This is a genomic window from Brevundimonas sp. (assembly GCF_041648615.1).
Taxonomy (GTDB): domain Bacteria; phylum Pseudomonadota; class Alphaproteobacteria; order Caulobacterales; family Caulobacteraceae; genus Brevundimonas.
Map to the genome: position 1 here is coordinate 95368 of NZ_JBAZOS010000001.1, position 13134 is coordinate 108501.

At 68.4% G+C, this 13134-nt stretch carries 9 protein-coding genes; 6 read left to right on the forward strand and 3 right to left on the reverse strand.

What is annotated here, in order from left to right; genetic code table 11:
• Nucleotides 1-149 precede the first annotated feature (149 nt).
• Genes galA through WC555_RS00505 form a run of 3 tightly spaced genes read left to right on the forward strand, consistent with a single transcriptional unit; the run spans nucleotide 150 to nucleotide 6385 of the window.
• Nucleotides 150-2510 carry a beta-galactosidase GalA gene (gene galA / locus WC555_RS00495; RefSeq protein WP_373250265.1) on the forward strand — a complete coding sequence of 787 codons (2361 nt, stop codon included), beginning with the start codon at nucleotides 150-152 and terminating at the stop codon, nucleotides 2508-2510.
• A gap of 53 nt (nucleotides 2511-2563) precedes the next feature.
• Nucleotides 2564-5188: a TonB-dependent receptor gene (locus WC555_RS00500; RefSeq protein ID WP_373250266.1), complete on the forward strand. Its 2625-nt coding sequence runs from the start codon at nucleotides 2564-2566 to the stop codon at nucleotides 5186-5188.
• 54 nt (nucleotides 5189-5242) lie between these two features.
• Nucleotides 5243-6385 (forward strand): arabinogalactan endo-beta-1,4-galactanase, encoded by a 1143-nt coding sequence (locus WC555_RS00505; RefSeq protein ID WP_373250267.1) that lies wholly within the window; start codon nucleotides 5243-5245, stop codon nucleotides 6383-6385.
• A 4-nt stretch (nucleotides 6386-6389) separates the two neighbouring features.
• Here the strand turns inward: WC555_RS00505 and WC555_RS00510 are convergent, their stop codons facing one another.
• From WC555_RS00510 to WC555_RS00520, 3 genes are read right to left on the reverse strand one after another with little or no spacing between them, the layout of a single operon-like run.
• The gene (locus WC555_RS00510; RefSeq protein ID WP_373250268.1) at nucleotides 6390-7025 is read right to left on the reverse strand and encodes a 2-dehydro-3-deoxy-6-phosphogalactonate aldolase; all 636 of its coding nucleotides are present in this window, start codon (nucleotides 7023-7025) and stop codon (nucleotides 6390-6392) included.
• The gene (locus tag WC555_RS00515; RefSeq protein WP_373250269.1) at nucleotides 7022-7915 is read right to left on the reverse strand and encodes a 2-dehydro-3-deoxygalactonokinase; all 894 of its coding nucleotides are present in this window, start codon (nucleotides 7913-7915) and stop codon (nucleotides 7022-7024) included. The genes WC555_RS00510 and WC555_RS00515 overlap by 4 nt, the downstream gene beginning before the upstream one ends.
• 1 nt (nucleotide 7916) lies before the next feature.
• Complete coding sequence (locus WC555_RS00520; protein ID WP_373250270.1) at nucleotides 7917-9491, reverse strand: sodium/sugar symporter; 1575 nt, start codon at nucleotides 9489-9491, stop codon at nucleotides 7917-7919.
• 195 nt (nucleotides 9492-9686) lie between these two features.
• Here WC555_RS00520 and WC555_RS00525 point away from each other — a divergent pair, with 195 nt between their 5' ends.
• From WC555_RS00525 to WC555_RS00535, 3 genes are all read left to right on the forward strand, one after another.
• A complete protein-coding gene (locus WC555_RS00525) occupies nucleotides 9687-10460 on the forward strand; it encodes an IclR family transcriptional regulator (RefSeq protein ID WP_373250271.1) in 774 nt (257 codons plus the stop codon).
• Between the two features lie 117 nt (nucleotides 10461-10577).
• Nucleotides 10578-11327 carry an SDR family NAD(P)-dependent oxidoreductase gene (locus WC555_RS00530; protein WP_373250272.1) on the forward strand — a complete coding sequence of 250 codons (750 nt, stop codon included), beginning with the start codon at nucleotides 10578-10580 and terminating at the stop codon, nucleotides 11325-11327.
• Nucleotides 11328-11331: 4 nt separating this feature from the next.
• Nucleotides 11332-13128 (forward strand): IlvD/Edd family dehydratase, encoded by a 1797-nt coding sequence (locus WC555_RS00535; RefSeq protein ID WP_373250273.1) that lies wholly within the window; start codon nucleotides 11332-11334, stop codon nucleotides 13126-13128.
• Nucleotides 13129-13134 lie beyond the last annotated feature (6 nt).

Below are 13134 nucleotides of genomic sequence, written 5' to 3' on the forward strand. Positions count from 1 at the left end.
ATCATTTCGGATCGCGCGCGCGGCGCCACGCTCCCGGGAGTGCGGGGGTGAAGCCGTCGCGTCGCGGTATTCTGAAAGGATCGGCCCTGTCCGCGGCCGCCCTCGGGCTTCCACGGTCGGCTCAGGCCCGGGCTGAAAGCCCGTCAAACATGGCGCGCCGCCGTTCAAGGCTGTCGTTCGGCTGGCGTTTCCATCTCGGCCACGCCCAGGATCCGGCGCGCGATTTCGATTTCGGCCTCGACCAGAGAACCTACGCCAAGGCGGGCACCAAGGTGGCGACGGCCGCCGCTGCTGATTTCGACGACAGCGGCTGGCAGGCGGTGCAGCTGCCTCACGACTGGGCCATCGATCTGCCCTTTGTGGACAATCCCGACCCGCCGCCGATCGGCGAGGACGATCCGAAGGCCGCGCACGGTTTCAAGCCGCTGGGTCGCGAGCATCCGGAGACCAGCGTCGGCTGGTACCGTCATCCTCTCGCCATTCCGGCCGACATGGCCGGTCAGCGGCTGTCGCTGGAATTCGACGGCGCCTTCCGCGATGTGGTCGTGTTGCTGAACGGCTTCATCGTGCACGAGCATGAGGGCGGCTATTCGCCGTTCCGGGTCGACATCACCGATGTCGCCGTCCCCGGCGAGACCAACATCCTGACCGTCCGTGTCGATGCGAGTCTGGGGGAGGGCTGGTTCTACGAGGGCGCCGGCCTTTACCGCCATGTCTGGCTGGTGGCGACCGACCCGGTTCATGTGCCGCAATGGGGCGTGTGGGTTCGGGCGGAGCCCGCCGGGGCAGGCGCGAAGGCTGTCGTCGTCGTTGATGTGAAGAACGAGGCCGGGCCCCCGGCGGCCTGCGAGGTCGCGATGCGGATCGTCGATCCGGACGGGGCGCCGGTGGCGGAGGGTTCGGCGAACACGACCCTCGCGGGCTGGAGCGAGGGCGCGGTCGAGACCACGCTCAGCTGGGATCGGGTCCTGCTGTGGTCCACGCAGACGCCGCGCCTGTACCGGCTGATCGCCGAGGTGCGCGTGGCGGGGCGGATCGTCGATCGATACGAACAGCCGTTCGGCGTCCGGACCGCCGTGTTCGACGCGCGCCGCGGCTTCTTCCTCAACGGTCAGCCTCTGAAGCTGCTGGGCGCCTGCTGCCATCAGGACCACGCCGGCGTCGGGGCCGCGATCCCGGACCGGCTGCAGGCCTGGCGGCTGGAACAGCTGAAGGCCATGGGCTGCAACGCGTATCGCGCCTCGCACAATCCGCCGACGCCCGAACTGATGGACGCCTGCGACGCCTTGGGCGTTCTGGTGATCTCTGAAACGCGCCGCATGGCCTCGGACACCGCGGCCATGGCCGAGCTGGAATCGCTGGTCCGGCGCGACCGCAACCGGCCGTCGGTCATCGCCTGGTCGATCGGCAACGAGGAGCAGGCGATCCAGGGTACGCAGCGCGGGGCCCGGATCGCCACGACCATGGTCCGGCGGGTCAACCGGCTGGATCCGACGCGGCCGACGACGGCGGCGCTGGACCAGAATTTCGGCGACGGCGTGTCGCGGGTCGTCGACATCCTGGGCTTCAACTACCGCACGCCGCAGATGGAGCCCTATCACGCCCGCTTCCCCGACCAGCCGATCCTCGGCAGCGAGACGGGCAGCACCGTCCAGACGCGCGGCGAATACGTCCGCGACGACGCCCGCCATATCGTGCCCGCCTACGACACCGAACACCCTTGGTGGGCCTCAACCGCCGAGGACTGGTGGACCATCGCGGCGGAGCGCCCCTATATCGCCGGCGGGTTCATCTGGACGGGCTTCGACTATCGCGGCGAGCCGACGCCGTTCAACCGCTGGCCCAGCGTCGCTTCGTATTTCGGCGCGATGGATTCCTGCGGATTCCCCAAGGACAACTACTGGTACTACCGCGCCTGGTGGCGGCCGGAGCCGCTGGTCCATCTGTTCCCGCACTGGAACTGGGAGGGCCGCGAGGGCGAGGCGATACCCGTCTGGGTCCATGCCAATGTCGATCGGGTCGAGCTGTTTCTGAACGGTCGCTCGCTGGGTTCGAGGGACGTTGTGCGGAACCGGCATCTGGAATGGTCCGTGCCCTGGGCGCCCGGCGTGATCGAGGCCCGAGGCTACAAGGACGGCCGCGCCCTGCCGCCGGTGCGCCGCGAGACGGCGGGGCCGGCTTCGCGGATCGAGCTGACCACGGACCGGTCCCGCCTGCGCGGCGACGGCCAGGACGTGGCGATGCTGGCGGTGCGCCTGCTGGACCAGCGGGGCCGTCCCGCGCCCCGGGCGGCGGAGCAGATCACCTTCGAGGTCCAGGGGCCGGGGCGGATTATCGGCGTCGGTAATGGAAATCCCACCAGCCACGAACCGGACCGCGCCACGACGCGCAAGACCTTCAACGCCCTGGCCCAGGCCATCCTTCAGACCGACCGCGCAAGCGGCGAGATTTCAGTAACGGCCACCGGGCCGGGCCTCCGGCCCGCGACCCTCAGGCTGCGCGCCGCGTGAGACACGGACCAACACAGACGCCGGACAACGGCGGACCATCGGGGAAGAAGACCATGACCGGATTTCAGAACAGATTGCTCGGCGCCTCGGCGCTGACGGCGGCGTTCCTGCTGGCGCCGGCGCTCGCCAGCGCACAGACTGCGCCAACCCAGGAACCCGACGCGACCGAGATCGACGAGGTGATCGTCACCGGCATCCGGGCCTCGCTGCGCGACTCCATCGCCGTCAAGCGCCGGTCGCCGCTGGTCATCGAGGCGATCTCGTCCGAGGACATCGGCCAGCTGCCGAATGTGACCATCGCCGAGGAGCTCGTGCGCCTGCCCGGCATCAACGGCACCCGCGACCGCGGCAACCAGAGCCAGGCGGCGATCCGCGGCCTCGGCCCGCGTCTGGTGCTGGGTCTCGTCAACGACCGCGAGGTGGCCTCGTCCGAGCCCGACCGCAACGTGCGCTGGGAAATCTATCCGTCCGAGGTCGTCTCCGGCGTCGAGGTCTACAAATCGCAGTCGGCCGACCTCATCGCCGGCGGCGTGGCCGGCACGATCAACATCCGCACGGTCAAGCCGCTGGACTATTCCGGGCCCGCCATCGCGGCCAGCGCCGGCGCCGTCTATTACGAGTCCGGCGAAAATCTGCCGGACTACGACCCCCTCGGCTATCGCGCGGCCGCCAGCTTCACGGAAAGCCTGTCCGACACCTTCGGCGTCAATCTGGGCGTCAGCCGTCAGGAACAGAGGAACGGTTTCGCCTCCTTCCAGGGCTGGGGTTTCAATGACGAGGACACCGGCGGACAGCCGGGCGACGTCGATGGCGACGGCGATCTGGACGCCACGCCCTGGGGCGCCCAGACCGAGGTCAAGCGGCTGGCCGAGGACCGCACCGGCGTCAACGGCGCCGTCCAGTGGCGTCCGAACGACAGCTTCGAACTGAACTTCGACGCCCTCTATTCCCAGATCGATATCGGCGAGGATCAGAACCAGGCCTGGTATGGCCGGAACGGCGCCATCGGCAACTGGGCCGGCGGCTCGGGCTGGGCCTACAACGACCCCGGCGCCTCCTACACCATCATCGACAACACCGTCGTCGCGGCCACCCTGCCGTTCGTCTCGGTCACCAACGTCATCGCCCGCTACGTCGAGGACAAGACCCTGTTCGTGACCGGGCTGAACGGCCGCTGGACGACCGGCGACTGGACCGTGCTGGGCGACCTCTCCTATTCGAAGGCCGAACGCGACAACACCTGGCAGGCCGTGTTCACCGAGGTCTATCCAAACTCGCTGTCGTTCGACATGCGCTCGGGCGTGACGCCGTCGGTGTCGACCAGCTCGGACCCCGCCGATCCCGCCATCCAGAGCCTGCCCGGCTGGGTGCCGGGCCAGACGGATGGCGGTCATCTGGAAGACGAACTGATGGCCGGGCGCTTCGACGCCCGCCGCTGGCTGGGCGACACCGGCATGACCGAGGTCTCGTTCGGGGCGCGGATATCGGACCGGGCCAAGGGCTATCGCCGGACCCAGTGGTTCCAGGCGCCGATCGCCGGCGCCCTGCCGGCCAATCTGCTTAGCAGCTTCACGGTCGATGACTTCACCGCCCCGCCGCTGCTGAACGGCGATTTCGACGCCCTGGCGCAGGCGGCCTACGGCGGCTTCACCGAGCCGGCGAACTCCGAAGTGCTGGGCTCGCGTTGGGATGTCGAGGAACAGGTCGCCGAGGCCTATGTGAAGGCCGACTTCTCCAGCCAGTGGGGCGGCATGCCGCTGACCGGCAACGTCGGCGTCCGGGTGGTTGCGACCGAGACGACCAGCAGCGGCTACGAGTCCGTCAACGGCGGTCCGCTGACGGCGGTCAGCATCGACAACGACTATGTCGAGGTCCTGCCCAGCCTGAACCTGACGCTCGCCCTGGCCGAAGACAAGCAGCTGCGCTTCGGTGCGGCCCGCACCATCGCCCGGCCTCCGCTGGACGAGCTGCGCGCCGGACGGACCCTGTGGAACACCGCCCCGCCGCCGACGGGCAGCGCCGGCAATCCCCTGCTCGAGCCGTTCCGCGCCACCCAGTTCGACGTGTCCTACGAGTGGTATTTCGCGCCCGAGGCCCTGTTCGCCGCGGCCGTCTATTACAAGGACGTCGACAGCCACATCGGCTATTCGACCCAGCCGGTCGCCATCGGCGGCGTGACCTACAACGTCACCGGGCCGTTCAACGGCGACGGCGGCGGCATCTCGGGCGCCGAGTTCACCTTCCAGACCCCCTTCAGCTTCATCCCGGGTCTGCAGGACTTCGGCATCTACACCAACTTCGCCTATGTCGATTCCGACGTGAAGGAGTTCTATCCCGCCAACGATCCGCTGGAGGGAACGGGGCTGGCGGAACGGACCGCCACCATCGACCTGTGGTACAGCAACGGCCGGTTCGAGAGCCGGCTGGGCTACAAGTATCACAGCCCCTTCACCATCATCGCCGGCTGGGACGGATCGGCCCTGCGAACGCTCGAGAGCGAGGGCATCCTCGACTTCAGCGCGTCGTATCAGGTCAACGACCAGATCGGCCTGCGCTTCCAGGCCGGCAACCTCACCGACGAGCCGGTGCGGGTCCACTACGACAACAGCACCGACCGGCTGGCGCGCTACGACCACTATGGCCGTCGTTTCAGCTTCGACATCACCCTGCGCTACTGAGTGCGCCCGGCGGGCGGCGCCGACGCCGCCCGCCGGCTTTCGAGGCCCTGTTCCATGATGCGTTTCCTGCCCCCGGCCCTGGCCGCCCTGATGGTCGCGACCGCCGGTCCCGCCGCCGCCCAGACCGCGCCCCGCTTCTATTTCGGCGCGGACCTGTCCTATGTGAACGAGATGGAGGACTGCGGCGCCGTCTATCGCGTGGGCGGGCAGGCCTATGATCCCTACGCCATCTTCGCGGAGACCGGCCACAATCTGGTGCGCGTGCGTCTGTGGAACGACGCGGAATGGACCGACTACAGCGACCTCGACGACGTCCGGGAGACGATCCGCCGGGCGAGGGCCGAGGGCATGCAGGTGCTGCTGGACTTTCACTATTCCGACGACTGGGCCGACGGCGACAAGCAGATCGTGCCCAAGGCCTGGCGGCCCATCCGCGACGACGTCCCGGCCCTGTCCCAGGCGCTGTACGACTATACGCTCCGGACGCTGAACGCCCTGGCGGCGGAGGGTCTGATGCCCGAGATGGTCCAGGTCGGCAACGAGACCAATCCCGAACTGATGGGCGAGCTGGACTGGAAGGAAAAGCGCGAGGGCATCAACTGGCCGCGCAACGCCGCCCTGCTCAACGCCGGGATCAAGGCCGTCCGCGACGCCTCGGCCGGGAGCGCCATCCAGCCGCGCGTCATGCTGCACATCGCCCAGCCCGAGAACGTCGAGCCGTGGTTCGCCGCCGCCACCGAGCATGGCGTGACCGACTATGACCTGATCGGCGTCAGCTATTACCGCAAATGGTCGACCAACGACCTGGCCGGCCTCGGCTCGACGATCCAGCGCCTGACCGCCGCCTATGACGCCGATGTGGTGGTTGTGGAGACCTCCTATCCCTTCACCAACGACGGGGCCGATGCGTCGCCGAACCTGCTCGGGCCCGACACCCTGCTGCCGCAGTATCCGGCGACCGAGCAGGGCCAGCTGAAATACATGACCGACATCACCCAGACCGTGATCACCAACGGCGGGACCGGCGTCGTCTACTGGGAGCCGGCCTGGGTCTCGACGCGCTGTTCGACGCGCTGGGGCCGGGGTTCGAACTGGGAGAACGCGACCTTCTTCGACTGGCGTCGCGGCAATGAACTGACCATGGCCGGACATTGGCCCACGGCCGAATACCGCTGGCCTTCCCCTGTCGGGAAATAGGGGGTCAGACCGCCGGACCGGCCCGCCAGGCGGCCACAAAGGCGGCCGCCGATGCGCCGGCCTGTTCGGCCGGAACGCCCGGCCTGAACAGGGCCGAGCCGATGCCGAAGCCTGAGGCGCCGGCCTTGCGCCAGCCCGCCACGCCGTCCGGATCGACCCCGCCCACGGCGTAGACGCGTGTCCCGGCCGGCAGGACGGCGCGCACCGCCTTCAACCCGGCCGGACCGGCGACCTCGGCCGGAAACAGTTTGAGGACGTCCGCGCCCGCATCCAGCGCCTGAAAGGCTTCGGACGGCGTGAAAAAGCCCGGCATCGACAGCAGCCCCATCGCCCTGGCCGCGCCGATCACCTCGGGGTTGGTGTTGGGCGAGATGATGATCTGGCCGCCCGCCGCGGCTACTTCGCGCGCGGCCGCGACGGTCAGGACCGTGCCCGCCCCGACCAGCGCCCGCCCGTCCAGCGCCTGGCGCAGCCGACGGATGCTCTCCAGCGGTTCGGGCGAGTTCAACGGCACTTCCAGACAGACGAAGCCCGCGGCGACGATGGCCTCGCCCACCGCGACGGCCTCGTCGGGCTCGAGCCCGCGCAGGATGGCCACCAGGGGCAGGGCGTCCAGGGTTTCGACGGAGCAGGGGATCATCGGCGGGCCGCCTCGTGAATGCGCCACAGGCCGCGCGCCGTGGCGGTCGGGCCGTCCGCGACGCGGACCTCGGTGAAGCCCGCCAGCGACAGCGCCGTCGCATAGCGTCGATTGAGCGCCGCGGCGCCGACCAGGGTCACGGGCCGCATCCTGCCGCCGAGCCGGGCCGCGATCTCGGCTCCGATCAGCAGTCCGGACAGATAGTCGGCCGCGGACTCGACCGACAGCCGGTCGGCCAGGCTCTCGACCCGGACGGAAAACAGCAAGGCCGTCAAGGCCGGATCGGCCAGGGCTCGCGTCACCCCCGCTTCAAACGCCGCGGCGTCCATGTCGGGCTCGCCCATGCCCGCGCCCATGACCGTCCCGGTCCGGATCGCGGCGAACAGTTCTCCGGTCATGAAGGTGCGGAAATCGGTGATCGACCCGGCCTGGACGCTGATCCATTTGCTGTGGGTTCCCGGCGCGACCACGCAGTCATCGTCCCGGTCAAGCTCGAGGCCCATGATCTGGGTTTCCTCGCCGCGCATGACATCGACCATCCGGCCGTCAGACATCGCCCGGACCCCCGGCACGATCGACACCCCGGGCGCCCCCGGAGGCGACCCCAGGGCGGCGGCCAGATCTTCCAGCGTCACCGGCGTCGACTGATAGGGCATTTCCCGCCACTTGCCGCGCCCGCCGGCCATGCCGCAGGCGAGAACGGGCAAGCCCTCGGCCAGCCAGTCGCCGGCGACGTCGGTCAGAACGCCGGGAAAGGCGTCCGGGGCCAGCCCCCCCGCCCCCCGCGGGTCCGATCTGGCGTCCATGACGGCGCCGCCCCGCGCGATCCGCATGACGCGCAGATTGCTGGTGCCCCAGTCGACGCCGATCAGTCGGGCCCCGTCGCTCACCTCACCACCAGATGGCGTAGACGGCGATCAGGAAGGCGATCACGCCCGCGCCCGCGATGTTGAAGCCGATCGAGGTCCTGTAGCTGACGCCGTCCAGCCGGATCTGCATCGTCCCCTCCTTGGGCGGGGAGAGCAGGGAGACGATCACCGCCGCCGCCAGGGCGGCCAGGAAGACCACGCCCACCCGGTTCATGAACGGCAGGGTGAAGACCCCCTCGCGGTCCAGCCACCACATCAGGCCGGACAGGGCGACGCCGCCGATGGCGGCCGTCAGGGCGCCCGCTTCCGACGCCCGCTTCCAGAACAGGCCGAGGATGAAGATCACCACGATCGACGGGGTGAAGAAGCCGGTGAAGTCCTGGATGAACTGGAACGCCTGGCTGAAGCCGCCCAGCAGCGGGCGCGCGACCAGGACGCCGATGACCATGGCGCTGACGGCGGCGATGCGGCCCACCAGCACAAGATGCTGTTCGGACGCGCCCTTGTTGGCCTTGGCGTACAGGTCGAGCGTGAAGATGGTCGAGATCGAATTCACCTTGGACGCCAGCGAGGCGACGATGGCCGCGATCAGGGCCGCGAACACCAGCCCCTTCAGTCCCGCCGGCAGCAGGTTCATCATCGTCGGATAGGCCTGATCGGGCGCGGAGAGCGTCGGAGCCAGCACCAGGGCCGCCATGCCCGGCAGCACCACGATCACCGGCATCAGCAGCTTCAGATAGGCGGCGAAGGCGATTCCCTTCTGGGCCTCGCCCAGTGACTTCGCCGCCAGCGCCCGCTGGATGATGTACTGGTTGAAGCCCCAGTAGCTGATGTTCATGATCCACAGCCCGCCCAGCAGCACGGCGATGCCGGGCAGTTCCTTGAAGTTGGGATTGTCGGGCGACAGGATCATGTCGAACTTGTCGGGGAATTCCGTCAGCAGGGTCTGGAAGCCCACGACCGGACCGCCGGCTCCGCCGATCTGACCCAGCGCCATGAAGCCGATGATCAGGCCGCCCGCGACCAGCAGGGCCACCTGGACGATATCGGTCAGGGCGACCGCCTTCAGCCCGCCCCACAGCTGATAGGCCAGGGCGAACACGCCGATGGCGACGATGGCGTACATCTGGTCCAGACCGGTGACCGTGTTCACGGCGATCGAGCCCAGCCACAGGATCGAGGTCACGTTCACGAAGACGTAGAGCAGCAGCCAGAACACCGCCATGACGTTGCGGATCGTCGGGCCGTACCGCTGCTGCAGGAACTGCGGCATGGTGACGATGTCGTTGCGCAGGAAGATCGGCAGGAAGAATTTGCCCACGATCAACAGGGTCAGGGCCGCCATCCATTCGTAGGAGGCGATACCGAGGCCGATCACATAGCCCGAGCCCGACATGCCGATGATCTGTTCGGCCGAGATGTTGGCGGCGATCAGCGAGGCGCCGATGGCCCACCACGGCAGGTTCTTCGAGGCCAGGAAATAGTCGGTCGAGGTCTTCCTCGCGCCCCCCTTGTCGCGCGACACCCACTGGGCCAGGCCGAAGATCAGCACGGCGTAGACGGCCAGAATGACCAGATCGATGGTCGCGAGCGACATGCGGTGCCCTCCCCAGGCATGTCCCGGTTGACCGGGCTCCTCGCGACGCTAGGTCAGGGGATCAGGTCGCGCAACTATTTTTCATATGTGTATGTTGGTTTCACTAGCGACAATATTTGCTCCGCGAGGGATAATCGCCCTTCACCCGACCGCGCGCGCCCGCTAGCGTCCGGAACGCTTGAAACGGACGCTGGAATGACGCTGCAGGACGACGCCGAGGATCGCAAATATCGCGCACCCGCCCTCGAGAAGGGGCTGGACGTGCTGGAGTTGCTGTCGGCCCAGGGCGAGCCGATGACGCCGTCCCAGATGTCCGCGACCCTCGGCCGGTCGGTCAGTGAACTGTTCCGCATGATCCAGGTGCTGGAGTTTCGCGGCTATATCGAACAGTCGTCCGGCGCCTATCGGCTGACCAACCGGCTGTTCACGCTCGGCATGTCGCAGGCGCCGATCAAGTCGCTCGTCGATGTGGCCCTGCCGGTGATGCGCGATCTGGCGGCGGCGACGTCGCAGTCCTGCCATCTCGTGGTGCCGACCGGGGATCAGATCGTGGTTATCGCCCGGATCGAGGGGCCGGGCGATCTCGGCTATTCGGTTCGCATCGGCTACCGCCGCAACATCATCGAGGCGACCTCGGGCCTGATGTTCTACGGCTGCGCCAACGAGCGGGCCAGAACCCAGCTGCACCAGATGCTGGTCGACGGGTCCGGCGTGCAGAAGGTCCGGAAATTCGCCGCCGCCGCCCTGGCCGCGGCCGAGGCCGGCCATGTCGAGCGCCCCAGCGATTTCGTGAAGGGCGTCACCGATCTGGTCGCGCCCGTCATGGGCGCCGACGGCATCATCGCCACCCTGATCACGCCTTACATCGAGCGCATGCCGCCGACCTGCCCGATGCGGGAAGCGGTCTCGCGGCTTCGCGAGGCGGCGGAGACCATCTCGGGGGATATGAGCGCGGTGTCCCAGGCCTGACGCGCGCCGTTGACTTCGACGGCCTGGTACAGCATTTTCGCCCGCAGAAATCTGTTTCACTTGTAAAATAACAAGAGTCGCCGTTCGGACGACAGACGCCAGGGAGGCGCGCGAGGCATGGGGGCCATCTACCCGGACCTGAAGGATCGCGTCGTCGTCGTCACCGGCGGCGCGGGCGGTATCGGCGAGGCGATTTCGCGAGCCTTTCACGCCCAGGGCTGCAAGGTCGGCGTTCTCGACATCGACGTCACGCGGGGCGAGCGCCTGCAGGACGAACTGGGCGACCGCCTGCGGTTCGTCGCCTGCGACCTGACCGACATTCCGGCGCTGAAGAGCGCGATCGGCGCGGTGCGCGAGGGCTTCGGTGCGATCGACATCCTGATCAACAACGCCGCCCATGACGAGCGCCACGAGACGCTGGAGGTCACCGAGGCCTATTGGGACGGCCGTATCGCGGTCAATCTGAAGCACCAGTTCTTCGCCGCCCAGGCCGTGCTGCCGGACATGAAGGCGTCGGGCGGCGGATCCATCGTCAACCTGGGTTCGACCTCCTGGATCATCGGGCAAGGGGGCATGGCGGCCTATACGGCCAGCAAGTCCGCGGTGCTGGGCCTGACGCGCTCGCTCGCGCGCGATTTCGGCGCGTTCGGCGTGCGCGTGAACGCGGTGGCGCCCGGCTGGATCATGACCGAGCGCCAGCTGGCCCTGTGGGTCACGCCCGAAACCGAACAGGACATCTACAAGAACCAGTGCCTGAAGCGTCGGCTGACGCCCGACGACATAGCCCGGGTGGTCGTCTTCATGAGTTCCGACGAGGCCGGCGCCATCACCAACCAGCACTATGTCGTCGACGGCGGCTGGACCTGATCCGATGAAGACGCCCCCCGCCAAGGGCCTGCGCAGCCGGGCCTGGTTCGACAACCCCGACAACCCCGACATGACCGCGCTCTATCTGGAGCGCTATCTGAACTACGGCCTGACCCGGCGCGAGCTTCAGTCCGGCAAGCCGATCATCGGCATCGCCCAGACCGGCTCGGACCTCAGCCCCTGCAACCGGCACCACCTGGTTCTGGCCGAGCGCGTCCGCGAAGGCATACGCGAGGCCGGCGGCATCGCCATGGAGTTCCCGGTCCACCCGATCCAGGAAACCGGCAAGCGTCCGACGGCCGGGCTCGACCGCAACCTCGCCTACCTGGGTCTGGTCGAGAGCCTGTACGGCTATCCGCTGGACGGGGTGGTGCTGACCATCGGCTGCGACAAGACCACGCCCGCCTGTCTGATGGCGGCCGCGACGGTGGACATGCCCGCCATCGCCCTGTCGGTCGGGCCGATGCTGAACGGCTGGCACAAGGGCGAGCGCACCGGGTCGGGCACCATCATCTGGAAGGCGCGCCAGATGCTGGCCGCCGGAGAGATCGACTACGACGGCTTCCTCGAGCTGGTGGCGTCATCGGCGCCGTCCGTCGGCTATTGCAACACCATGGGCACGGCCACGACGATGAACTCCCTGACCGAGGCGCTGGGGATGTCTCTGCCCGGTTCGGCCGCCATCCCGGCGCCGTACCGCGAGCGGGCCCAGGTCGCCTATGAGACGGGGCTGCGGATCGTCGACATGGTGCGCGAGGATCTGAAGCCGTCGGACATCCTGACGCGCGAGGCCTTCCTCAACGCCATCGTCGTCAACTCCGCCATCGGCGGCTCGACCAACGCCCCGGTGCATCTGACGGCCCTGGCGCGCCACGCCCACATCGACCTGCCGCTGCAGGACTGGCAGACGCATGGGCTGGACGTCCCCCTGCTGGTCAATCTGCAGCCCGCCGGCGCCTATCTGGGCGAGGACTATTTCCATGCCGGCGGCGTGCCGGCGGTGGTCCACGAACTGACGAAACAGGGACTGATCCACCTCGACGCCCTGACGGTGACCGGTCGGTCGATCGGCGAGAACTGCGCCGGCCGCGCCACCGGCATGCCGGACGTGATCCGGCCGATCGACCAGCCGCTGAAGCCCCAGGGGGGCTTCCTGGTCTTCACCGGCAATCTGTTCAGCACCGCCATCATGAAGCTGAGCGTGATCAGCCCCGAGTTCCGCACGCGCTATCTGTCCGACCCGGCCGACCCCAACGCCTTCGAAGGGCCTGTCGTCGTGTTCGACGGACCCGAGGACTATCATCGCCGCATCGACGACCCCGCCCTCGGCGTCACCGAGCGGACCCTGCTGTTCATGCGCGGGGCCGGGCCGATCGGCTATCCGGGCGCGGCCGAGGTCGTGAACATGCGGCCGCCGGACTATCTCATCAAACAGGGGGTGACCGCCCTGGCCTGTATCGGCGACGGACGTCAGTCGGGCACCTCGGGCTCGGCCTCGATCCTGAACGCCTCGCCGGAAGCGGCGGCCGGCGGGGCCATCGCCCTGCTCCGGACCGGCGACCGGGTGCGCATCGACCTGAACACGGGTCGGGCCGATGTGCTGATCCCGGACGAGGAACTGGCCGGGCGCCGCGCCCTCTTCGAGGCCGGGGGCGGTTACGCCTGTCCCGCCTCCCAGACGCCGTGGCAGGAGATCCAGCGCGGAATGGTCAGCCAGCTGGAGACCGGCGCGGTGCTGGAGCCGGCGGTGAAATACCACCGCATCATCGACCGCTTCGGCCTGCCGCGCGACAGCCACTGACGGAGC